Origin of the sequence: Paenibacillus mesotrionivorans (assembly GCF_046098205.1) — a bacterium.
Lineage (GTDB): Bacteria > Bacillota > Bacilli > Paenibacillales > NBRC-103111 > Paenibacillus_AR > Paenibacillus_AR mesotrionivorans.
The window spans coordinates 78,838-102,017 of record NZ_JBJURJ010000024.1 but is presented as its reverse complement, the minus strand read 5'-3'; the positions used below and the strand labels follow the sequence as shown (position 1 = coordinate 102,017).

General features: G+C 54.3%; 20 protein-coding genes. 6 read left to right on the top strand and 14 right to left on the bottom strand.

What is annotated here, in order from left to right; all coding sequences use genetic code 11:
* Window positions 1–485: 485 nt before the first annotated feature.
* Window positions 486–1,295, top strand: a complete 810-nt coding sequence (locus ACI1P1_RS27360) for a PPK2 family polyphosphate kinase (protein ID WP_416219724.1) — start codon at window positions 486–488, stop codon at window positions 1,293–1,295.
* 111 nt (window positions 1,296–1,406) lie between these two features.
* On the top strand, window positions 1,407–2,234 hold the full coding sequence (locus ACI1P1_RS27355) for a class I SAM-dependent methyltransferase (RefSeq protein WP_416219723.1): 828 nt from the start codon (window positions 1,407–1,409) through the stop codon (window positions 2,232–2,234).
* Here ACI1P1_RS27355 and ACI1P1_RS27350 read toward each other — a convergent pair whose 3' ends face one another.
* A complete protein-coding gene (locus ACI1P1_RS27350) occupies window positions 2,235–2,495 on the bottom strand; it encodes a hypothetical protein (protein ID WP_416219722.1) in 261 nt (86 codons plus the stop codon).
* 147 nt (window positions 2,496–2,642) lie between these two features.
* Complete coding sequence (locus ACI1P1_RS27345; RefSeq protein WP_416219721.1) at window positions 2,643–3,728, bottom strand: Gfo/Idh/MocA family protein; 1,086 nt, start codon at window positions 3,726–3,728, stop codon at window positions 2,643–2,645.
* Window positions 3,729–3,868: 140 nt separating this feature from the next.
* Here ACI1P1_RS27345 and ACI1P1_RS27340 point away from each other — a divergent pair, with 140 nt between their 5' ends.
* Window positions 3,869–4,741, top strand: coding sequence for a helix-turn-helix domain-containing protein (locus ACI1P1_RS27340; protein ID WP_416219720.1), 873 nt, complete (start codon window positions 3,869–3,871; stop codon window positions 4,739–4,741).
* A 452-nt stretch (window positions 4,742–5,193) separates the two neighbouring features.
* On the opposite strand, the gene ACI1P1_RS27335 is transcribed toward ACI1P1_RS27340, so the two are convergent.
* The 3 genes from ACI1P1_RS27335 to ACI1P1_RS27325 form a co-directional block, all read right to left on the bottom strand.
* Complete coding sequence (locus tag ACI1P1_RS27335) at window positions 5,194–5,913, bottom strand: response regulator transcription factor (RefSeq protein ID WP_416219728.1); 720 nt, start codon at window positions 5,911–5,913, stop codon at window positions 5,194–5,196.
* Between the two features lie 108 nt (window positions 5,914–6,021).
* Window positions 6,022–7,815 carry a two-component system histidine kinase PnpS gene (gene pnpS, locus ACI1P1_RS27330; RefSeq protein ID WP_416219719.1) on the bottom strand — a complete coding sequence of 598 codons (1,794 nt, stop codon included), beginning with the start codon at window positions 7,813–7,815 and terminating at the stop codon, window positions 6,022–6,024.
* A gap of 2 nt (window positions 7,816–7,817) precedes the next feature.
* Entirely contained in the window at window positions 7,818–9,353 is a 1,536-nt protein-coding gene (locus ACI1P1_RS27325) for a fumarate hydratase (protein ID WP_416219717.1), read from the bottom strand.
* 167 nt (window positions 9,354–9,520) lie between these two features.
* On the opposite strand from ACI1P1_RS27325, the gene ACI1P1_RS27320 reads away from it, so the two are divergent.
* Window positions 9,521–10,690 (top strand): polysaccharide deacetylase family protein, encoded by a 1,170-nt coding sequence (locus ACI1P1_RS27320; protein ID WP_416219716.1) that lies wholly within the window; start codon window positions 9,521–9,523, stop codon window positions 10,688–10,690.
* Between the two features lie 121 nt (window positions 10,691–10,811).
* Here ACI1P1_RS27320 and ACI1P1_RS27315 read toward each other — a convergent pair whose 3' ends face one another.
* The 5 genes from ACI1P1_RS27315 to citZ all read right to left on the bottom strand — a co-directional run bounded on the left by ACI1P1_RS27315 (window position 10,812) and on the right by citZ (window position 15,958).
* Window positions 10,812–11,240 carry a hypothetical protein gene (locus tag ACI1P1_RS27315; protein WP_416219714.1) on the bottom strand — a complete coding sequence of 143 codons (429 nt, stop codon included), beginning with the start codon at window positions 11,238–11,240 and terminating at the stop codon, window positions 10,812–10,814.
* 121 nt (window positions 11,241–11,361) lie between these two features.
* Window positions 11,362–12,093, bottom strand: coding sequence for a metallophosphoesterase family protein (locus tag ACI1P1_RS27310; protein ID WP_416219713.1), 732 nt, complete (start codon window positions 12,091–12,093; stop codon window positions 11,362–11,364).
* Between the two features lie 257 nt (window positions 12,094–12,350).
* Complete coding sequence (gene mdh / locus ACI1P1_RS27305) at window positions 12,351–13,292, bottom strand: malate dehydrogenase (RefSeq protein ID WP_416219711.1); 942 nt, start codon at window positions 13,290–13,292, stop codon at window positions 12,351–12,353.
* A gap of 110 nt (window positions 13,293–13,402) precedes the next feature.
* The gene (icd, locus tag ACI1P1_RS27300; protein ID WP_416219710.1) at window positions 13,403–14,698 is read right to left on the bottom strand and encodes an NADP-dependent isocitrate dehydrogenase; all 1,296 of its coding nucleotides are present in this window, start codon (window positions 14,696–14,698) and stop codon (window positions 13,403–13,405) included.
* A gap of 147 nt (window positions 14,699–14,845) precedes the next feature.
* Window positions 14,846–15,958, bottom strand: a complete 1,113-nt coding sequence (citZ, locus tag ACI1P1_RS27295) for a citrate synthase (RefSeq protein WP_416219709.1) — start codon at window positions 15,956–15,958, stop codon at window positions 14,846–14,848.
* Between the two features lie 581 nt (window positions 15,959–16,539).
* Between citZ and ACI1P1_RS27290 the strand changes: the two genes are divergently transcribed.
* Window positions 16,540–18,090 carry a Ppx/GppA phosphatase family protein gene (locus ACI1P1_RS27290; RefSeq protein WP_416219708.1) on the top strand — a complete coding sequence of 517 codons (1,551 nt, stop codon included), beginning with the start codon at window positions 16,540–16,542 and terminating at the stop codon, window positions 18,088–18,090.
* Here the strand turns inward: ACI1P1_RS27290 and ppk1 are convergent.
* Window positions 18,020–20,125, bottom strand: a complete 2,106-nt coding sequence (gene ppk1 / locus ACI1P1_RS27285; protein ID WP_416219706.1) for a polyphosphate kinase 1 — start codon at window positions 20,123–20,125, stop codon at window positions 18,020–18,022. The genes ACI1P1_RS27290 and ppk1 overlap by 71 nt on opposite strands.
* Before the next feature lie 206 nt (window positions 20,126–20,331).
* Between ppk1 and ytvI the strand changes: the two genes are divergently transcribed.
* A complete protein-coding gene (gene ytvI / locus ACI1P1_RS27280; RefSeq protein WP_416219705.1) occupies window positions 20,332–21,453 on the top strand; it encodes a sporulation integral membrane protein YtvI in 1,122 nt (373 codons plus the stop codon).
* 91 nt (window positions 21,454–21,544) lie between these two features.
* Here the strand turns inward: ytvI and ACI1P1_RS27275 are convergent, their stop codons facing one another.
* The 3 genes from ACI1P1_RS27275 to ACI1P1_RS27265 all read right to left on the bottom strand — a co-directional run bounded on the left by ACI1P1_RS27275 (window position 21,545) and on the right by ACI1P1_RS27265 (window position 23,019).
* Window positions 21,545–21,937 carry an FxsA family protein gene (locus ACI1P1_RS27275; RefSeq protein WP_416219704.1) on the bottom strand — a complete coding sequence of 131 codons (393 nt, stop codon included), beginning with the start codon at window positions 21,935–21,937 and terminating at the stop codon, window positions 21,545–21,547.
* Window positions 21,938–22,140: 203 nt separating this feature from the next.
* On the bottom strand, window positions 22,141–22,569 hold the full coding sequence (locus ACI1P1_RS27270; protein ID WP_416219703.1) for an acyl-CoA thioesterase: 429 nt from the start codon (window positions 22,567–22,569) through the stop codon (window positions 22,141–22,143).
* 15 nt (window positions 22,570–22,584) lie between these two features.
* Window positions 22,585–23,019 (bottom strand): universal stress protein, encoded by a 435-nt coding sequence (locus ACI1P1_RS27265; protein WP_416219702.1) that lies wholly within the window; start codon window positions 23,017–23,019, stop codon window positions 22,585–22,587.
* Between the last annotated feature and the right edge of the window lie 161 nt (window positions 23,020–23,180).

The following is a 23,180-nucleotide window of genomic DNA, read 5'->3' as shown; positions in this document are numbered from 1 at the left end:
GGTTGGGTTGGGTTGGGTTGGGTTGGGTTGGGTTGGGTTGGGTTGGGTTGGGTTGGGTTGGGTTGGGTTGGGTTGGGTGCGAGGGCTGCTCCTTGGGGCAGCTTTTTTTGTTGGGAAGCTGGTCCTCCCTCTCCTTCATCCGCAGGGCTGGCACGCCCTCCTCCCGCTCACGCGTCTAACGGAACTCAGCGACTCTTAGAAGCCAAAAAACCGCCAGCTGAAATTGTAACGGAACTAAAACACCCTTAGGAGGGAAAGGGCTCCCTTTTTGCGGCAAATTTGCTCTCTAACGGTTATCTGGTTCCGTTACAGCCAGAATGAGGGCCAAATTCGCGTGTAAGAGCTTCTCAGTTCCGTTAGCCGAATTTCGTTCTGTCCCCACTCCCGCCCCACCCGACCATCGCGCAAAAAAGATTAAAAGGGTGTAAAATAGGGTAATATCCACCTATTGTCCCGTACTTTCCATCAAGGAGTGTGACCCGCATATGCTGGACCATTACCGGCTGGAAGAGCCACGTAAAACCATCCTTTCCGCCTTCGATCCCGACGACACCGCCGGCATGAAGAATAAGGAAACGGCCATGCAGGAATTCAACAAGTTGAAGGAAGAGCTGTTGGAGGAGCAGGAGAAGCTGTTCGCCAGTAAAGCAGGCAGTGTCCTGATCATTTTTCAGGGGATGGATTGCAGCGGCAAGGACGGTGTGGTCAAAAAAGTCCTGGCCGGCCTGAATCCCCAAGGCTTCCGTGCTGTCAGCTTCAAAAAACCAATAGGCGAGGAATTGGCCCATGACTTTCTGTGGCGCTGCCATAAGGAAACGCCGCCCAAGGGATACATCGCCGCCTTCAACCGCTCCTATTACGAGGATGTGCTGATCACCCGGGTTCATGGCATGATCAACAACAAGGAGGCACAGCGGCGGCTGGCCCATATCCGGCATTTCGAGGAGCTGCTGACGGACAGCGGCACCCGGGTAATCAAGATTTTCCTTCACATCTCCAAGGAGTTTCAATTAAAGAAAATCCAGGAGCGGATGGAGAATCCGGAGAAGCTGTGGAAGTTTGACCCCAGTGACCTGCAGGAGCGCCGGTATTGGGACCAGTACGTGGAGGCCTATGAGGATGTATTCAAGGAAACCTCCACTCCGGAGTCCCCCTGGTACATCGTGCCCGCCAACCACCGCTGGTTCAGGGATTACCTGGTACAGCGGATTATCGCGGACACGTTCCGGGATATGAAGCTGACTTATCCGAAGGCGGATATCGGGGCCAGCGGCCTGCTGGGACCGGAGGGATAAGGAAGGCTCGCCACCCGCGCCATTGGACATGAGTCTTGCCACTCCCTCCAATTGTTGGTATTCTCGGATTATTCAAGCCGGAATATCATTCAATTGGAGGGATTTTGGGTTATGCAGGAAAAAGTCAATCATCAAAGCAATGTAGACCGGTTTCTGGGGTTTCAAGAGCTATATGACGCCCACCGTCCCGCCGCCCCCCAAAAAGTGATGGAGCTATTAACCCTGTATCTGGGCAAAAAGCCCGAGCTGGTTGTGGATGTGGGATGCGGAACGGGTTTATCCACTTTTTTGTGGGACGGCGGCGCGGACAGGGTGATCGGGTTTGAACCAAACCCGGATATGCGGTTGAAGGCGGAGGAAAAGCTGAGGGATATGGAGCCACGTGGGACTGTCTTCTCCTTCTGTGCCGGGTACAGCAATGATCTGGGATTAGCCGACGGAGAAGCGGATATGATTACCTGCTCCCAGGCCTTTCACTGGATGGAGCCGATCAGCACCCTGAAGGAGTTCGGACGTGTACTGGCTCCGGGCGGTGTCTTCGGCGCCTATGATTGCGACTGGCCGCCTTGTATCGGCTGGGAAGCGGAGCAGGCTTACGGCAGGCTCATCGCCAAAGCCATAGAGATTCTCAACCGGCTGGTGCCTTCTGAGGAAGCTGTGAAGCAGCTGGACAAATCGGAGCATCTTGCCCGAATGAAAAAAAGCGGAGTGTTCCGCTTTGTGAAGGAAATTGTTTTTCATAACGAGGAACGTTGTGATGCCGACAGAATTATCGGCATGGCCATGAGCCAAGGCGGCGTGCAGTCTGTTATCAAGCTGGGTGCGGCGGACGAGCTTCGGGAAGAATTGGAGCAGTTCCGAAAGACGACAGAGGAGAGTCTGTGCGGCGAAACCCGTCTAGTCCTCTTGAGCTACAGGCTGCGGCTGGGGGTAAAGTAATTATTTTTTCAGAATCGGGGCATCCGCTCCGTATTTCTTCTCCATCCGTGTGGCGAACCAGCCTGCCAGAAGAAGGGTTACAGCAATGTCGTCCAGGGGCATAAAGGGCATTACATCCGGCATCACCCAATAGACGGCGGCGGGAATGATAAACAAAAGCTTCTCTCCCAACGGGACTCTGGAGGATGACAGCAGTCTCCACACCCTGGGCAGCACCGTGAGGATTCTTCTCATTTTGCCTACGCCAACGCTTTTGGCCATCTGATGTTCCCCCTAGAGTAAAAATATAACTTCTGCAGGCGTAAAGTCCCTGTACTATCTATTTAACCTTATTGGCAGCTGTGTATTCAAATAAAAGCCACCCGGAATGCTGTTCGGGTGGCTTTCGTTTTAGTAAGGAATAAGTGCTTACTCGAAGGAAATGGCTTTGCCATTTTTGGCGGATTCGTAAATGGCCTCCAGAATTTCGGATACCACCAGCGCCTGCTTCGGTGTAACGGTCAGCGGGGAGCCCTTCAGGATGGCATCGTACCATACGCGCATTTCCACATCCACGTTGTTCTCCGACTTGCCTTCGTAGAAGGCGACACCGCCGGATTTCAGCTCAATCTCCTGGGTGTACAGGCGGGAGTTCTTCTCGCCGTTGATGAACAGGCCGCCGTCCATATCGGCTCCGGCTTTGGTGCCTACCAGGGTAACCTTGGCTTCGTCAAACTTGCGGAGGTTGATGGCCCAGCTGGATTCCAGCAATACGGTTGCACCATTCTTGAAGGTAATCATGCCGAAGGCGGAATCTTCCACGGTGAATTGCTTCGGATCCCACGGTCCCCAAGCGTTGGCGGAATTTACGTTGTCGGCCAGCTTCCGGTAGGTGCTGCCCAGCACCACCTTGGGCTCGTAGTTGTTCATCATCCACAGGGTCAGGTCCAGGGCATGGGTGCCGATGTCGATCAGCGGGCCTCCACCTTGCTTTTCCTCGTCCAGGAATACGCCCCAGGTGGGAACGGCGCGGCGGCGCAGCGCATGCGCCTTGGCATAATAGATTTCACCCAGCTCCCCTTGCTGGCACAGCTCCTTGAGGTACAGGCTGTCGGGACGGAAGCGGTTGTTATAACCAACGGTAAGCAGCTTACCGGTACGTTCGGATGCGGCCAGCATTTCGCGGGCGGAAGCGGCGGTTTTGGCCATGGGCTTTTCGCTCATCACATGTTTGCCGGCCTCCAGGAAAGCGATGGCGATTTCCGCATGGGAGTCATTGGGGGTACATACATGAACCACATCAATGGAAGCGTTGTCAAGGAGCTCCTTGTAGTCGGTCAGGACCAGAGATTCTTCCGTTCCGTAGTCGGTCTTCGCTTTGGCTGCCCGCTCGGGGATAATATCACAGAATGCAGCAAGCTCCAGAACGTCTGTTTTCTTGGCCAGTGCCGGCAGATGCTTGCCATTGGCGATCCCGCCGCATCCGATAATTGCGACTTTCAACTTTTTTGCCATGTTAATCGTATGTCCTCCTTTTGATTGCCGCTCCAGGGTATTCGCAACTGAACTACACTTGTAGTATAGTCAAAGGAGGCGCAAAAATAAATTGCCGTTCTAGTTGTCCTTTTATGCTATTTTGTCATTCGGAGGCTCTTATGGAATTATCCCAGGATCAGGCGATCCATGAGCAAATCACGTTCGAGAATCCCTTCATCTCCTTGCGCATTTTTCAGGCATCCAGCAACCGGGACGGGGGCAGCAAGTGGCATTACCATAAGGAACTGGAGATTCTCTGCATCCTGGAAGGACGCCTTGACGTCAACGTGGAGGAGTCGCAGTATGTCCTGGAGGGCGGCGATGTGATTATCATCGGTGCCAAGGAGCTGCATAAGGACCGCTGCTACCAGCAGTACGGGCTGAAATATATCGTGCTCCAATTCGATATCGAGCAATTTGTGGAGAATAGCACGCTGAACTACTTCCGCTCTATTTCACAGCCGGGGTTTGCGCTGCATAAGCTCAATTACATCTTCGAGGAGCATCCGGACGTGGCCCGCCAGGCGCTGGAATCGGTGAAGGAGATTCTGCATGAGGTGCAGGAAAAGCGGGAGGGCTACGAAATGGCTGCCAGCCTCCAGGTGAAGTCCATTATGCTGGCACTGCTGCGCAATGACACCCGGCAGCTGATCCGCTTGAAGGAACGCGGGGATATGACCCGGCTGAAGCCGGTGCTGGATTATGTGGAGGAAAATCTGGAGAATCGGATTCAGGTGGAAGAGGTCTGCCGGATCGCTAACGTCAGCTACTATTATTTTGTTAAATACTTCAAAAAGGTCATGGGGATGTCCTTCCTGGAATACGTCAACTTCAAGAAGATCAAAAAAGCCGAGCGAATGCTGCTCACCCAGGACGTAAGTGTCACCCAGGTGGCGGACAGCATCGGCATGCCCAATATGGCGCATTTCTACAAGGTGTTCAAAAAGTACAACCAATGCTCTCCCAATGAGTACCGGAAGAAAATGGGTTAACTTCCCAACCTGGTCTATGCCGCAGGCTGGATAGGTTGCGGAAGCCTCGAAATCTGCGAAGCAGATTTGAGGGGCACTCCTTCCCAACCTGGTCCCTGCCGCTCAACCTCTTCGAAATGCAAAAGTGCATTTATTGGGTAAGCAAACCTTCGTTTTTATGGTCTATCCTGCAAAAGTGCAGTTATTTTCGTCAGATGGGTGCAAGATGGAGCCTTCGGCGGAAAATAGCTGCACTTTTGCATTTGGAGTGCAGGAAGAGGCGGAACTCCAGCAAAATAGATGCACTTTTGCTGGATAAGGGTGGTTAAAGTAAAGGGGAGGCCGTTAGCCACAACGGCCCCGCCGCGGTCAACGCGTGGCCACGCGGTCTCACCCTCGCGGCCACGCGTTGCTTCCCTCCCGCCATACGCGTAGGCTCGCCACCCAAAACCAAAGGAAGCCGTCCTGTCGGATCAGGAGCGGCTTCCTTTGGTAATGAGCTTGTAGCCAACGCCGCGGATGGCGTCGATTTGGACGGACTGCTGGTTCATCTCCAGCTTCTTGCGCAGCGAGCTCACATGGACGTCCACCGTCCGCTGGCCGCCGATATAATCGAAGCCCCATACGATATTCATTAGGTCATCCCGCGTCACGACTACACCCGGACGCTGTACCAGATAGAGCAGCACCTCGAATTCCTTCGGCCGCAGCGGGATCGGCTCCCCGTTCAGCTTCACCTCGTAGCGCTCCGGATAAATCTTCAAATCCCCGGCCACGATCACCCGGTCCGTGCCTTCCTCCGCCGCTTCCTGCCGGCTGTCCTCCGGTCCGGTGCGCCGCAGCACAGCCGCAACCCGCGCCAGCAGCTCCGCCACGCCGAAGGGTTTCGTGATGTAATCATCGGCGCCGCTTTTGAGACCCTGGACAACCTCCTCCTCGGCATTCCGTGCCGTCAGGATAATCACCGGCGTCCGGCATTCCTTCTGACGGAGCTTCGACAATACCTCGAAGCCGTTCATGCCCGGAAGCATAATATCCAGAATAATCAAGTCGTAGGGATGCCGGAGCGCCTCCTGCAGTCCCTCTCCCCCATGATCTACAACTTTCACCACATACTTCTCCTGGGCTAAATTGTAGGACAGCAAGCGGGACAGCGTCGGTTCATCTTCAATTACCAATATACTATGGGCCAAGGGTTTCTCCACCTTCATTTTCAGCCTGTCTTGTCCACAATCCGGCAGGCGCAAACGGCCGACCCGGATAAGGGTCATACAAATTGTAAGTCCAGTCCCTTTTTGTTGTCAATGGAGGACCGGAAGTTCGATAATGAAACGGCTGCCGGCGCCGACCTCGCTTTCCACCGAAATATGCCCCTTATGCAGCTCCACCAGATGCTTCACGATGGAGAGGCCAAGTCCGGTCCCCCCCGAGCTCCGGGAGCGGGCCTTGTCCACGCGATAGAAACGCTCGAAGATCCGCGGCAGATCCTTCCGGGGAATGCCGATGCCCGTGTCTGCAATCACAAAACGGATATTTTCCGGATCCTCACCGTTTACCACATTCATAGCCTGTACCGTAACGCTCACTTTCCCGCCATCCGGCGTATACGAAATGCCGTTGGACAGCAGATTGATCATAATCTGCCGGAGCCGGTCCTCGTCCGCCTCCATGTACAGATCCTCCTCCACCTGCAGCTTCAGCTCGATGTTCTTCTTCTGCGCCTCCGGCGCCAGCATCTGCAGCGTATGATCCATAAAGCTATTCAGATGGACCGGGGACAGCTGCAGCGGCACCCGTTTGGACTCGATTTTGGACAAATCCAGAATGTCTCCGATCAGCCGGTTCAACCGTTCGCTCTCGTCATAGATGATCTGCAGGAAGGACTTGGCCGTCTCCTCATCCTTCAAGGCCCCGGCCAGCAGCGTCTCCGCAAATCCCTTCACCGAGGCCACCGGTGTTTTCAGTTCATGGGAAACATTGGCCACAAATTCGCTGCGCATCCGTTCCAGTCTGCGGACAGCGGTAATATCGTGGAGGACAATCAGAATTCCGGCAAAATCCTCGCCACCGATGACCATCGGCCGCAGGTTGATCTCCAGCAAAACCTCCTCCGGAAAATACAGCGTCCGCTCATCACGGATTTGGTCCATGGAGCCGAAGCACATGGCGATCAGCTCCGTCAGCTCCGGTGCGAGATTGGCATGCTGGTACTGGCGCCCCAGCAGCTCCTCCTGGCGGAAGCCCAGAATCTTCTCCGCAGAGCGGTTCAAGAGCGCAATCCGCCCGTCCTTGTCGATCATCAGCACCCCGTTGATCAGCCCCTCCAGCACAGCCTTCATCCGGCCCTCATTCTCCAGAATCCGGTTCATCTGCTGCTCCAGGCTGTCCGCCATGGTATTGATGGCATGACCCAGGTCCCCGATTTCATCCTTCCTGCGGACAGGCACACGGGATTTGTAATTCATATGGGACAGCTGGCGGGCAACCCGGATCATCTTGTCAAAAGGACGGGTCAGCCCGTACGCAATCCGGAAGCTGATCCCCCCGGCAATCAGGAACAGAAGGCCCAGCCCCAATAGCAGGAACAGCCACAGCTTATGGACGGCATTCTCCACATCCCTTAAATCTGTCGCCAGACGCAGATACCCGGCGTTGTCGGCACTGGTGCCGATAGGCATGGCCACATAGAGCATATTATGGCCCAGAGTTTTGCTGTACCGCACACTATGGCCCAGCCCGTCCTTCTGCGCCTGCTTGACCTCCTCCCGGTCCAGGTGGTTGTTCATCTGGACCGGCTCCTCATCGGATTCCCCGATAACCCGGCCGTCGGTGCGGATCACCGTAATCCGGGCAGCCGCCGAATCCTTCAGCCGACGCGCCTGCTCGGTATAATACCGTTCCTTTTCCTCGTCGTTGCCGCCATGGTTCCAGTCGATAGTGGCAATGATTAGCTTCAGCTCCCGCTCCATATTAATCACAAGAGCATCCTTGTAGGAGGTTTCCAGCAGCTTCGCCATATAGACTCCGGCCAAAACCATGGAGCAGCCGATAATTACAATAAAAATCAGGGTAAGCCGCCAGCGGAATTTATGCATCGTCAGAATACCTTATCCTTTAACCGGGCCAATTTGTCAACAGAGCTTTCGTCCACCTCGGCATGGAGACTTCCCCCGTGGGAATCCATAGTCACAATCGCCGCAAAACCCTCACATTGCAGATGCCACATAGCCTCCGGCACACCAAACTCCTTCAGGAAGTCTACACCCTCCACCTTCTTGAGGCACTTGGCATAAAATTGGGCTGCGCCTCCGATGGCATTGAGATACACACCGCCATGCTCCTGCAGCGCCTTAAGGGTTTTCGGGCCCATGCCGCCTTTGCCGATCACTGCGCGGATGCCGAATTTTTTCATAATATCCCCTTGGTACGGCTCCTCCCGGATGCTGGTGGTGGGCCCAGCCGCCTTCACATGCCATTCCCCCTGCTCATCCTTACTCATCACAGGGCCACAGTGGTAAATTACGGAGCCATTCAGATCCACCGGTGAATCATGATCCATCAGATAGTGATGCAGCGCATCCCGGCCTGTATGGATCAGCCCGTTAACGATAACCACATCCCCTACCCTCAGGCTGCGGATCTGCTCCTCCGAGATGGGCGTGGTCAGCACAATCTCCCGACCGCCCTCCTGCTTCTCCTGCGAATCGGACTCCGTCACTACAGCAGCTGCCGATGGGGAGGGTTCATACACCCATTTTTTGAAGGCACCCGTCTCCGCATCCAGCACAGCCCCTTGCCTCCGGTAGGCCCAGCAGTTATACGCCACAGATACATAAAAGCTGGCCGGAAGCCGGTTCATCACTCCGACCTTGCAGCCGAGAAGGGTCACGTTGCCGCCGAAGCCCATGGTGCCGATGCCCAAGGTGTTGGCATGCTCCATAATATAGTCCTCGAGGCGGGCCAGGTCCTCAATCGGGTTCACATCATCCACCGGACGGAACAGTTGGTGCTTCGCCAGCTCGTAGCCTGTGGTCCGGTCCCCGCCAATCCCCACTCCGATAAAACCGGCGCTGCAGCCTTGGCCTTGCGCCTGGTATACCGCATGCAGAATGCACTTGCGGATGCCGTCCAGATCCCGTCCAGCCTTACCCAGCCCCTCTACCTCACAGGGCAGACTGTATTGAATATTTTTGTTTTCACAGCCGCCGCCCTTCAGGATCAGACGGACGTCGATTTCTTCTTTTTCCCACTGTTCAAAATGAATCACCGGTGTGCCCGGGCCCAGATTATCGCCGCTGTTGGCTCCCGTCAAGGAATCCACGGAGTTGGTGCGCAGAATGCTGTCCCGTGTGGCTTGGGCTACAGCTTGGCGGACCGCTGCCTTCATGATGATCTGGTTGGCTCCCACCGGGACATGGATGATGAAGGTGGGCATGCCGGTATCCTGGCAAATGGGAGAGACATTGCAGTCGGCCATACGGATGTTTTCGGTGATGGTAGCCAGCGAGAGGGCCGAACGGGTGCCTTCATCCTCCTTGAGTCTGGCGGCTTCAATCCGGCTTTGCACATCGGCTGGAAGCCGGGTGGAGGTTTCCACAATCAATTTGTAGATGCTCTCTTGAAAATCCTTCATCCTACGCAGTTCTCCTCTCATTGTCAATGTCTCTTTTTACGCCTATAATAATGATGGTCTCACCTGGGTCTCTTCCGTTATTATACGATTTCGGCCAAGAAACCGCTAACCCCAATTGAAGCTTCCTGCACAAGTGTCAATTTCAAGCAGAAGGGAACCACCCCACCATGAAAAAGCTTTTTTTGCGCATCAGCCTGTTATGCTGTCTCGGTCTCACTATGGCCGTCTCTTCCTTAAGCGCCTTCGAGCCGGATATTCTATATAAGGATCAGGTTGCTGTTCTCATGTACCACCATGTCAGCGATACGGTGAAGGGACCCGGCACCATCAGCACTGAGCTCTTCCGCAACCAGTTATCCTTTTTGGAAAGCCGGCATTATAACTTCATTTCCCTGGATGAATTCAAGGCTTATATGAAGGGGGCTGCCATCCCGGACAATGCGGTCCTGGTTACCTTCGACGACGGGTATGAAAGCTTCTACACCAATGCGTATCCGGTACTCCAGGAGCTGGATATTCCCGGTGTAAGCTTCGTTATTACCGGAACCATCGATGATCCCCAGAAGGGGACGACTCCCTTCATGAACCGGGAGGAGCTGACCAAGCTGGGCAAACGCAAGGGCTTCATCGAGCTCCAAAGCCATTCCGACAGCCAGCATGAAAAGCAGAACGGCAAGGCCTATCTGACCCACCGGCTCCAGCTGAACGGACGGACGGAAACGGATGCCGAGTACAAATCCCGCGTCACCGGTGACGCCGTTACTTGCCGGACCAAGCTGGATTCGTATGCGCCGGGAAGCGGCGATACCATGGCCTATCCCTTCGGCATCTATAACCCGGAAGCCATAACGGCGGTTCAGGACGGCGGAGTCCGGTATGCCTTTACGGTAATGCCGAAGATCGTGACCCGCGGCTCCGATCCGATGCGTCTGCCTCGCCTCAATGCTGGCAGCCCTTATGTGCAGCCGGAAACCCTGCATAACATGATCATGCGGCGGGTTACTGCCGTGAAGGATGCGCGCGGCGAAGAAGCGCCCCTCCGGGAAACCCTGGAGCAGCTGGGCGGTGAGCTGTACAAGGACAAAGCCGACAACCAGCTGGGCATGAACTATAACGGAACCCTGTTCAAATTCAGCCCAGACAAGGCATCGGTCACCCGGCTGTCGGACAATGCCGCATTCACCCTGGACAGACCGTTGTATGTGGAAGGCCGCCGTTCCTATATTCTCCTCAAGGATCTGGAGCGGATTCTTGGCATCACCATCCGTCTGGATACGGACACCGGCACCTACACCACCGACCCGCCAACCGAAAGCGACTCCGGAACGGAAACCTGATAATTCCGGTATGAGCGCGAAGCGGCATTGTCCCCTTGCTCTGCGGAATCCGTGTCCGTTTCCGAACAAAACCCGCCTTGCCCTGACGCAACGTCAGCAGAAGGCGGGTTTTTATAGTGTGCTACACAAACAATTCCGGGAACTTCATCAGGAAAATAATGATCAGGAAACAAACGCCTGCCAGGCTGCTGAACAAGCGGATTTTGCCGTATTCAGCCTTGCCGTTTTGACCTTGCTGCACGGCTTCCTTATACCGCTTGAGGGGCTTGGCCATCATGCCCGTAAAAGCCGCCACAGCCAGGAAGGCCAGCACGATCAGGACCATCCACAGGACGGAATAATCCGCAGTCTGCAAAAGGTATCCTCCGGTTAACAGCTGGACCACCAGCAGGTACATGCCGATTCTGTTGGCGGATGCCAGAAGCCCCGCGTACCCCACCTGGCTTTGCGCCGCCGGTCCTGCCAGCCGCCCGACCAAGAAGGGAAGCAGCAAATAAAATCCCATCCCGATGGAAGCCACCAGATGCAAAAATAAAAATGCCTTATCCATATGCATCCTCCATTCCGCGGACCACCCGCGTTTATCTGACCTGTCATACATATCCAGCAGTAGTATACTTGATCAGAGACGGGCATGCAATTTTTCCTGCATGTATGTAAATCTTTTTACTCTACGCGAATCCTGTCCTTATGCTTTGGGCCCAGTCCGGTCTTCCGTTGAAATCCGCCATTGACGCGGCCGCTTCCCAATCATAAGGAATTGAGAATTGCTCAAACCGCCAACCGGAGGGGTCATGCACAGCGAGTGTGTAATTGGCATGAGGGGTTCCGGATTCCATTTTGTGATCGATGGGCAAATCATCATGATAAGCAGGCAAGCCAACACTTCCTGCATTAATCACTGTTTTGCCATTAGGCAAATACACAATTGCCGGCCGGTGGGAGTGGCCGCAGGCAATGACCGGGTGGACCACCCCATTCGTCATTGACACCAGTTCTTCAAGCGGACGCGGATGGCAGCCATGCTGATCCAGCTTGTCCAGAAGGTAGATCTCATCGGATTCCGGTGTCCCATGACACAAAAAAAGCCCCTCTTCTTCCGCGGTTTCCGGCAGCTCTTCAATCCAAGCCCGCTCCTCAGCCGTAAGCTCCCGCCTGTTCCGGTCCATGGTGGATGGACTAACAGTTGGAGGAAGCAGCAGCAGTCTGTCGCAATTCCCCCGCAGATGAAGCATGGGGCGGGAGCGCAGCAGCGAATAGGTGCCGTGTATGTCCATAGGGCCGTATAAGCTGTCCCCCAAATTAACAATACGAGTAATTCTCCGCTTGTCTATGTCTGCAAGCACTGCCTCCAGCGCAAAAACATTGGAATGCACATCGGATATAAGGGCAACTGCTGTCATGAGCATTCCTCCCAAGGGCCAATAGGGGTAAAAGGCGCTTTACCCCCATCATAGTTAGGGCGCGTCTGAAAACTCGTTGAGGGCATCTTTCATCGCCTTTTCGTCCCTTGCTGCGTTACTTTCCCTTGACGTACCCCCGGTACGCCTGCGGAAAAGTGCCTTGCCATGAACGAAAATTCGCTAAAATCTGCGCCCCTCGGAGTTTTCAGACACGCCCTAGGAAGGCAAAGCGCCATGCGTATACTGTATTTCTGAGGTTAGCCGTTTACCACGGCAATCACATTCTTCACGGATTGGGCGGATTTGTCCAGAGCAGTCTTCTCTTCCACTGTCAGCTCCAGCTCATAAATCCGTTCGATACCGTTGCCGCCCAAGAGAGTAGGCACACCCATAAACAGGTGATCGTAGCCGTACTCACCCTCGAGAAGAGCGATGGATGGCAGAATCCGTTTTTTGTCCTTAACGATGGCTTCGGTCATCTGCACCAGAGATGCGGCAGGCGCATAATAAGCGCTGCCGGTGCCCAGCAGGTTCACGATTTCACCACCGCCCACACGGGTGCGCTGCACGATGGCGTCAATTCGCTCCTTGGGCAGCAGGACCTCCAGGGGAATGCCGCCAACGCTGGAGTAACGGACCAGGGGAACCATATCATCGCCATGGCCGCCCAGCACAAAGCCGCGGACATCCTCAACAGACACATTCAGCTCCTGGGATACGAAGGTGCAGAAACGGGCGGTATCCAGCACGCCGGATTGGCCAATGACCCGGTTCTTGGGGAAACCCAGGGTATGGTAGGCTACATAGGTCATGGCGTCTACCGGGTTGGACAGCAGAATAACGATGGAATCCGGAGCAACCCGCTTGATGTTTTCGCAGACGGAGCGGACGATACCCGCATTGATGCTCACCAGATCATCTCGGCTCATCCCCGGCTTGCGGGCCACGCCTGCGGTAATGATGACGATATCCGAACCCTCGGCATCCTCATAGCTGCTGGTGCCGGTAATGGTGGCGTCGAAGCCTTGAACAGGACCCGCCTCCAGCATATCCAGTGCCTTGCCCTTGGTGGGATTCTCCAATTGGGGGATATCCAGCAGGACAACATCGCCAAGCTCTTTTTGGGCCAAAAGCAGCGCTGTGGTGGCACCGGTAAAGCCGGCGCCCACAACGGTAATTTTTTTGCGTGTCAGGGGCATATTTATGTCCTCCTAAAGATCTCTTAATTGGGCGCTTTCGAATTTCCGGGGGCTCCCCCAAAAGTACCTGATTAGGCCTCTCTGCTTAACATCACTTTTGGGGGATCGTTTTACATATGTCCAATAATCTCATCGGCGAAGGCCGAGCACTTCACTTCTGTTGCGCCTTCCATCAGACGGGCGAAGTCATAGGTAACCGTTTTGTTGTTGATGGCGGTTTCCAATCCCTTGTAAATCAGATCTGCGGCTTCCTGCCAGCCCAGATGCTCCAGCATCATTACACCGGAGAGGATCACGGAGCCGGGGTTCACCACATCAAGCCCCGCATACTTGGGCGCTGTGCCGTGGGTGGCTTCGAAGATGGCATGGCCGGTCACATAGTTGATGTTGGCGCCGGGGGCAATGCCGATGCCTCCCACCTGGGCGGCCAAGGCGTCGGAGAGGTAGTCGCCGTTCAAATTCAGTGTGGCGATGACTTCGAATTCCTTGGGACGGGTCAGAACCTGCTGCAAGGCGATGTCGGCAATGGCATCCTTCACGATGATCTTGCCAGCAGCCTCCGCTTCCTTCTGTGCCTTATTGGCGGCGTCTGTGCCTTCTGCTGCTTTGATCCGGTCGTATTGGTCCCAGGTAAAGGTTTTGTCGCCGAATTCCCGCTCTGCCAGCTCGTAACCCCAGTTCTTGAAGGCGCCTTCCGTAAACTTCATAATATTGCCCTTATGCACCAGCGTCACGGACTTGCGGTTATGCTGAATGGCATATTCGATAGCTGCGCGGATCAGGCGTTCGGAGCCCTCCTTGGATACAGGCTTGATGCCGATTCCGGAGGTTTCCGGGAAGCGGATTTTCTTCACGCCCATTTCATTCTGAAGGAATTCGATAACCTTCTTCACCTCGGCGGAGCCTTCGGCCCACTCGATGCCGGCATAGATGTCCTCCGTATTTTCCCGGAAGATCACCATATCCACCAGCTCGGGATGCTTCACAGGGGAGGGAACACCATCGAAATACCGCACCGGACGGGAGCACACGTACAGATCCAGCTCCTGGCGGAGGGCTACGTTCAGGGAACGGATGCCTCCACCGATGGGAGTGGTCAGCGGCCCCTTAATGGCCACTATGTATTCACGGACTGCGGTCAGGGTGTCGTTGGGCAGCCAGCTGTTGAATTGGTTAAACGCCTTTTCGCCGGCATACACCTCATACCAGGCAATCTTCTTCTCGCCGCCGTATGCCTTCTCCACAGCCGCATCCAGGACACGCTTGGAAGCTGCCCAAATATCGGGACCGGTGCCGTCCCCTTCAATAAACGGAATGATAGGATTGTTGGGCACGTTCAGTTTGCCGTTATCAATTGTAATCGGCTGGCCCTCGACAGGCAAGGAATATTGTTCGAATTGTGGCATGGTAAACCTCCCGGCTATAAGATGATGGATCCCAAAAAAATGTCTATGGACTTCAAGAACGGGTGCCAAAAGGCAAGCTTGCGGCTCTCCGGCGCCCGTTCGTGGTAAACATATGAAATTTATAAGTGCTGGTATGATTTCTTATCCTTACCGATTTTCCATGGGGACATAGGATTGCCCCACCGGCCCTACGTATTCGGCACGGGGACGGATCAGGCGGTTGTTCTCGAACTGCTCCAGAATATGGGCGGTCCAGCCGGACATACGGCTAATGGCGAAGATCGGCGTGAACAGATCTCTCGGAATCCCCAGCGTGGTGTAGACGGATGCGGAATAGAAATCCACATTGGGCTTGAGGCCCTTTTCGGAAACGACCATATCATCAATCTTCACGGACATATTATACCACTTCAGGTCGCCGGTCAACTTGCCCAGCTCATGGGACATCTTCTGCAGATGTTTGGCGCGGGGATCACCGTTTTTGTACACCCGGTGGCCAAAACCCATCAGCTTCTCCTTGTTGTCCAGCTTTCTGTTCACATAGGTTTCCACAGCTTCGAAGCTTCCGATTTCCTCCAGCATTTCCATAACGGCCTCATTGGCTCCGCCGTGCAGCGGACCCTTCAGGGCTCCAATGGCAGAGGTGACTCCGGAATAAATATCGGACAGGGTGGCAACGGTTACACGGGCTGCGAAGGTAGATGCATTCAGCTCATGGTCCGCATGCAGCACCAGCGCCTTGTCGAGAGCCTCCACTGCTATAGGGTCAGGCTGCTCGCCGGTGAGCATGTACAGGAAGTTCTCCGCAATGGAGGCGCTTTCCTTGGGTGCTACCGGGTCCAGCCCTTGGCGGATACGGGCAAATGCGGCAATAATGGTGGCAACCTGGGCTTGCAGCTTGATAGCCTTCTGTACATTGGAGGCTACGCTCATATCAGCGGCTTCCGGATCATATAAGGAGAGAGCGGAGATGGCGGTACGGAGTACAGCCATGGCATTGGCATCCTTGGGAGCCAGCCGGAGCTGTTCAATAACGGCATCGGGCACCGCCGCGTTCTTGCTAAGATTATCCTTAAGCTGGGCCAGCTCGGTCTCCGTGGGAAGCTTGCCGAACCACAGCAGGTAGACCACTTCTTCGAAGGAAGCATGCTCTGCCAGCTCATCAATGTCGATGCCCCGGTATGTTAATACACCGTCAATAATAGAACTGATGGAGGACGTGGTGGCTACGATACCTTCCAAACCTTTGGTTGCCGTCATCGTATCTCTCTCCTTTAGCAGTGGTATGTGAATATCATAACAAAGTTTTATCATGTGTTGGTATATCTATAATAACATTTTCTTGGATATATGTGAACAAATTATGAAATGAAAGATACTTATCGGTACAAAAAAGATTTTTATGGTAATCCTAAAGTGATTGGAGTTTTTTATCGAAATCTCAGGAGTTTTGAAAGCTCCCGGAGGAATTTGTCTTGATGCGGACAGTGAAGCCTTTATTTTTCCGAAATCGGCGCTTTTATTCTTTTCGCGGACACAGGCTACGCTATTTCCCATAAAATACGTCCGTATGCGGAATATTCGCCGATATAACGGCTGCTGAGTCCGCAACAATGAGAAAAGACCCCTTTTTCTCGTAATAGCGGACTCTCTGTCCGTTGGAGTCGCGGCCTGCTGGAAGCTGCGCCGGGTTCCTGCGCTTGCTTCTAAGCTGTTCCGCTAAAGCAGGCTGCAATGTGCGAACCTGGAGGAAGATTGATTTACTCCGCAAAATACAGCGTTTGCCGAACACACCCCCGCAGTCTGTGTTACAATAGTTGAAAAAAAAGAAAGGGCTCATCATGATGGAAACAACCAGCCGCATCGGCATTATCGATATCGGATCCAACTCGGTCCGGCTTGTGATTTATGAAGTATCCGGCAAGGACGCCTACCGGGTCATCGATGAGAGCAAGGAATCCGCCCGCCTCAGCGAAAAAATCCGCCAGGACGGTTCCCTCAAGCCGGAGGATGCCATGGGCATTGTCCACATCCTTAACCATTTCAGAACCCTATGCCAGGCTCACCATACCGACAAAATCCGGGCTGTGGCTACCGCGGCCATCCGCAACGCTTCCAATTCCGGAGAGATCGTCGCCATTTTGAAAAAGGAAACCGGCATCGAAGTGGAGATTCTGTCCGGTGAGATGGAAGCCCGCTACGGATTTTTGGGCATGATCAATTCCATGGATATTCAGGACGGCCTGCTGATAGATATCGGGGGCGGCAGCACCGAGGTGTCCCTGTTCCTGGGCCGGTCGCTGATCCATAGCGTGTCCTTCCCCTTCGGCTCCGTCAACACCACCAAACGGTTCACCAAGGACGGTGTGGCCGATGCCGATACCGCAGCGAAAATCCGCCACATGGTTCTGGCCGCTCTGGAAAAGGAGCCCTGGATCAAGGGCCATCAGGGGCTGCCCCTGATCGGTCTGGGCGGAACCATCCGGACCTTGGGCAAGCTGGACCAGAGAGCACGCAAGTATTCCCTCCCCCTGGCCCACCAGTATCAAATGGAAAAAGGGACTGTGGAGCAGCTGCTCGCTGCATTGTCCACCATGCCGCCGGAGAAGCGGAAGAAGGTGGACGGTATGACCGGAAGCCGTGCCGATATTATCGTACCTGGAATGCTGATCCTTCAGACCGTATTCGATTATTCCGGCGCCTCCCACTATATGGTCAGCGGCAGCGGCCTGCGGGACGGACTCTTTTATGATGTGCTGAATCCCGGACAAGCCCAGTTCTCCAATGTGCTGGAGCACAGCGTCCGCAACCTGCTGGCCTTGCATCCGTCCGTGTCCCTTCTCCATGTGGAGCAGGTGAACCGGCTGGCCCTGAAGCTCTTCGACGACCTGCAGGATCTGCACCACCTGAGCATCCGGTCGAGAGCCTATCTTCATGTAGCAAGTCTGCTGTACCGGATCGGCATCACCATATTTTACTACGATTATCCCAAACATACCTTTTATCTCATCGCCCATTCCCGCCTGTACGGGCTGACCCACCGGGAGGTGCTGATCTGCGCCATGATCGCCTCCTACAAAAACAAAAACCGGACCCGTCAGCTATTCCTCGAACATAAGGACATTCTGACTGAATCCGATTGTCTGTTGGTGGAGCGCTTGGGGTCCTTGCTGCAGCTGGCTGTAGCTCTCGACCGCAGCGAAACCCAGCCGGTACGGCGGCTGACAGCCATTGCCCGCACCGGTGCCATCCGGCTGCAGCTGGAATGCACCCATCACCCCGGTATTGAGATCCGGGAAACCGGCGCCATTACCAAGGAATTCAAGAAGGTGTGGAGTCTTGTTCCGGAAATTCAGACAACCCCCGATTTTTCCACACCGCAACCTTCATAGCTTCGAACTGACTGCGCAGCTCGGGCTCCTCTCCGGGCTGCCTGTTTTCATACATACCGTTGGATTGGAGCACCCTGGCCTTCACATTGTCATTCAGCGACAGCTGAAGCATGTTGATCAACGCCCGTTTGTTGGCCTCGTCCAATACCGGGCAAAGCAGCTCCACCCGGCGGGTCAGGTTCCGGCTCATCCAGTCCGCACTGGAAATATACACCTCCGGCTCCCCGCCATTTTCAAAATAGATGATCCGCGAATGCTCCAGAAAACGGTCCACAATGCTCCGCACCGTAATATTCTCGCTTAATCCCGCCACTCCCGGACGCAGGCAGCAGACGCCGCGGACAATAAGGTCTACCTTGACTCCCGTTTGGGAGGCTGCGTACAGCTCGTCCACCGTTTCCTGATGGGACAGGGAGTTCATTTTGGCGATGATGCGCGCCGGTCTGCCGGCTTTGGCATGTTCGGCCTCCCGGCGAAACAGCTCGATCAGCTTGTTCTTCAGGTTAGTGGGGGCCACACACAAAGCCTGCATATGCTTGGGTGTGGAGTAGCCGGTAATTTCATTGAAGAGAATGGAGGCATCCTCCCCGATCAAGGCGTTGGATGTAAAAATTCCCACATCCGTGTACAAACGGGCGGTATTATCGTTATAATTCCCGGTGCCCACATGGACGTAACGGCGTAGAGAGTTATTTTCCTGCCGCACCACCAGGGTCACCTTGGCGTGGGTTTTGAGGCCGATGAGCCCGTAGACCACGTGGCAGCCCGCTTTTTCCAGCTTCCGCGCCCATGCAATGTTGCGTTCCTCGTCAAATCTGGCCTTCAGCTCTACTACAACCGTGACCTGCTTGCCGGATTCCGCCGCTTGGGCCAAAGCCTGCACCAGCAGGGAATGACCGCTGACCCTGTACAGGGTCATTTTGATCGCCAGCACCTTGGGGTCCTCCGCCGCCTGCACAATAAAATCCGTTACCGCCTCGAAGGACTCGTAAGGATGGTAAACCAGCACATCCTTGCGTCGGAGCACCTCGAAGGCGTCATCCTCATCTAGCTCCCGGGGATAATACGGCTCGAGTGCCGGATACCGCAGATGCTGAAATCCCTCCAAGCTCCCCTGCAGCCGCATCAGGAAGGTCAGATCCACGGGACCGTCGATCTCGAATACATTATCCTCGATTTCGAATTCCTCACGCAGCATTTCCAGCGCGTACGGATGCATCCCCTTATCCACTTCCAGACGCACAGGGGCACCCCAACGCCTGCGCCGGAGCTCCTTCTCGATCTCCTCCAGAAGATCCTCCGCCCCTTCCTCGTTCAGGGTCAGGTCCGCATTGCGGGTCAGCCGGAAGCTGTGTACCGCCACAGGCGTGTAGCCGGAAAACAACGTATGGATATGGACCCGGATCAGATCCTCCATCAGAATAAATTCATGCTTTTTGCTGTTTCCCCGTGGGGAGATAGAGATACAGCGGTTCAGGTTGGACGGCACCTGGACTATAGCAAAAAACGGCTCATCCTCCGGCTCCATCCCCTCCTTGGTCAACACTACAGCCAGATACAAGGATTGAGTATGTACCAGAGGGAATGGGCGGGATTGGTCCACTGCCATGGGAGTAAGTACGGGATAGATAATTTCGTGAAAATACTGGTCCATCGCTTTTTTGTGGGTGACATTCAAATCTTCGTACTCGCTTAATAAAATGCCTTCCTTGCTGAACAGCCGCAGAATTTCGCGGTAGGTTTTGTACTGCTCCGCCACCATCCGGTAGGTGCGCTTCATGACGCGCTTCAGCAAACCCTCAGGCAAATAGCCGGAAAAGTCCTTTTTGATATAATTGGCCTTCATCTGGTCTTGAAGACCCGCTACCCGTACGCTCATAAACTCGTCCAGATTGGACGAAACGATGGACAGGAACTTGGCCCGTTCCAATAAAGGCAGGGAGCTGTCCTGGGCTTCCTGCAGCACTCTCCAGTTAAATTCAATCCAGCTCAAATCACGGTTTATGTAATTGGATGCCGGACTTTTGGTGGTCATTATAATGCCTCCATTTTGTGTTTGACCTTTGTTCATTGAAGAGGTTACTCCTCATTCATAGTTTCATTATCTTTTACATTTGTTAGCCTGGCCTTAACGTATTGTAAACGTTTTGTAAATTTTGCAGGTAAAATCGGTTGCATGGTACAATATAACAAAGGTCCTATGAAAAAAATGCCGCCAACTGCTGAAAGGATGAAACCGTTATGGATCGAAGGCTGCTGGCACAGCTGCTACGGGGGTTGTGGGTCGCCTTATTGCTGACAGCGGCCATCTTGGGCGTTTTCTTTATCACGCCTCTGATTATTCCCTTCCTTGTGGGATGGGTCATTGCTTACATGATGAATCCCTTCGTGAACGTGATGGAGCGGGATACCAAGATGCCCCGCTGGCTGGCCGTTACCCTGGCCCTGATTCTGTTCCTCGGCATCACCGCCGGCTCCATCACGCTGGCCGTCACCAAGATAGTCCTGGAAATCAACGATTTGTCCCTGATTATCCAGAGCAATCTGAACTCCTGGAAAACCTTCTTTACGGATTATATCAACTCTGACCGCATCCAGAATTACATCACCAACATCATGGATATTTACAACCAGAATCCGGTTTACAAGGACACCATCAATTCCAATTTGACGTCCTCGGGCAAAACAGTTACGGATTTTGTCTCCTACATGGTGAAATTCATTCTGGACAGCATTGTGGCCCTGTTGACCAGCCTGCCCGGTCTAGCCACCATCATCATTATCGCACTGTTGGCTGCCTTCTTCATCAGCAAGGACTGGGATAAGCTCAGGGCCAAGATGAAGGCAGTATCCCCGGACTTTATCGTGAAGCCCACCGTAATCGTCTGGACCAATCTTCAGAAGGCCCTATTCGGGTACCTGCGGGCCCAGTTGATTCTGATCTCCATAACCGCTGTGTTCGTTATTGTGGGATTGCTGGTGCTTCGGGTGAAATATGCCATAACCATCGGTCTTCTCATCGGTTTGGTGGATCTGATGCCATATTTGGGAACCGGGGCCGTTATGGTGCCGTGGATCATCGTGGAGTTTATCCAAAAGGATTTTTATATGGGCATCGGACTGACGATCCTATATGGCATCATCGTGGTCGCCCGACAAATTCTGGAGCCTAAGGTGCTGGCCACCAGCATCGGCCTTGATCCCCTTCCGACGCTGATTTCCATGTATGTAGGGTTGAAGCTGTTCGGCTTCCTGGGATTGATTATCGGGCCTGTCACCCTGATCCTGTTGGCCACCTTCCACCGGGCCGGCATCTTCCGGGATGTGTGGCGGTATATTGTTAAAGGCAAGGATCCCGTTTAGCCGGAGCAAAAAAGGTATACATAGCTTTCACAAGCATAGAGCCGGACATCCCCACGGATATCCGGCCTTTGTTTGCTTGTAAGGGCAGCTGTTATCTGCGGAACAGGATGATTTTCCCCTGGCCGATCCTCTTGGTAATGTACCGGAGCACCAACAGCTTGGCGATGCCGCGGGTCAGAGGAAGAAGCAGGAGCAGGCCGGCGATGTCCGACAAAAAACCGGGCAGCAAAAGCAGCGCTCCGCCGATGAAGATGCAGATTCCGTCCAGGATGCTGTCCGTAGGCAGCTCGCCTTTGGCCAGTTTGAATTGGGCATAGTCCCATACCCGCTTCCCTTCCCGCTTGGCCATGTACGCTCCAAACAAGCCGCTGAGAATGAGGAGCGCAAGGGTGGCCCACGCCCCGATCCATTTGCCGGTCTGAATCAGCAGGACCAGCTCCAGCGCCGGAATCAGTATGAACAGTGCCAGCACCCATCGCAGCATGATGGTTCCTCCTTCATTGTTAAGAGCTGCGAGGAAATTAGTACCCGCTTTTGCTGACAAAATCTCCACGGTTAGCTGGTGCTTACGAAGCCGGCTTTCCTTTAGGAAAGCCCTCAGGGAGTTTTGTCAGCAAATTAGCGGTACTTGAGCGTTTGCTAAGCAAACGCCACTTCGTAAGCATATGCTTATTTCGTCGCAGTCTCTTAGTGTTCCGCTGCCGCCTGCGTCAGGAGGGCATACAGCTGCGGACAAGCCCGGTCGATTCTGGCCGGACGCCATTGCCGGTTCACCCAAACATGTTTGGTAGCGGCGGTGACCAGCAGCTCATTGTCCTGGACCCGCCGGATTTCGTAGGAGCATTCCAGTCTGACATTGCTTGCAAGGTCTATTCTGGTGGTGACCAGCACCTCGTCATCATACCGGGCCGGCTTCAAATATTGGATGCTGACATCCACCACCGGCAAGAGCAGCCCATACTGCTCCTCTAATGAACGGTACACCATCCCCTGCTCCCGGAGCATCTCCGTCCGTCCGATCTCCAGCCAATCCAGATAGCGGGCATGGTAGACAACCCCCATCTGATCCGTTTCCGCATAGCGGACACGGAGTTTATGTGTAAAAATAAGCGGCATGTTGAAGTCGTCTCCTTACTTGATAACCAGTACAGGGACAACGGAATGCTGGACCACATTGTGGCTGACGCTGCCCAGAACAAATTCACGGATTCCGCCCAAACCGCGGCTGCCGATGACAATCACATCGCAGCTGTGAGTTTTGGCATAGTCCAGAATGGTCTCTGCCGCGCCCCCCTGGATCAACTCCACAGTGCCTTCCACGCCGGACTCCTTCAAGAGCTGTGCCGCCTTCTCCGAGGTTTCCACGGCCACATCATACACTTCCTTGTTGACGGATGCAGGGATAGGCGCCAGTGCCTCACCGATATACAGCCGCGGGAAGGCATATACATGCACCACATGAAGTTTGGTTCCCGGCGATAGCTTGGCCAATGCTACGGCATGCTGGAACGCCTTGGTGGATGCCTTGGACCCGTCGTAAGCAAGCAGGATGTTGGAATATAACATAGAAAACCGCCTCTTTTCTGGGATTGTGATGCACTTGCGTGAAGATAGGATGAATCGGTCATATCTCCAGTATACCAAACTGTGCGCCATTGTTGAAACGAACCGGCTGCAAGGGACTCTTAGTGGACGTGTGAGCGCCCTAAATCTCTGTGGAGATCAAC